Annotated in this window: 1 pseudogene; it reads left to right on the forward strand. The window is 64.3% G+C overall.

From position 1 onward, the window contains the following. Window positions 1–409, forward strand: a pseudogene (locus HA43_RS18540) (SrfA family protein); the annotation flags it as partial.

A 409-nucleotide genomic window follows, 5' to 3' on the forward strand; every position in this document is an offset into this window, starting at 1 on the left:
AGCTGCTGACGCAGTACCAGCAGGCGCTGCAGGCGCTGAGCGAACGCGCGCGCGCGGCGGACAAGCCGGCGCTGCGTCTGTTTGGTGCGCTGCTGGGCAAAAGCTTTCAGTTTCCCGATCAGCAATATGTCTATCTGGTTGACGCTAAACCGGTGATCACCTTCTGGGGCTTTGTGGATCCGCTGGCGCGCACGCGCGATGACGCCCTTGCCTGCCTGCGCGACACGCTGGAGCTGACGCTGCCGGCGCTGGTAGCAGAACCTGAGCCCTCCGTCATACCGGAGCCGGTGCGTACTGAACCGGTTGCTGAGCCTGAACCAGAAACTAAACCTGAACCTGAAGCCGTTACGGCGTCTGAGCCGGTATCGCCTGAGGCACCGCCGGTGGCAGAACCGGCAGCGCCCGCTCC

It is taken from the genome of Pantoea eucrina (assembly GCF_002095385.1).
Lineage (GTDB): Bacteria > Pseudomonadota > Gammaproteobacteria > Enterobacterales > Enterobacteriaceae > Pantoea > Pantoea eucrina.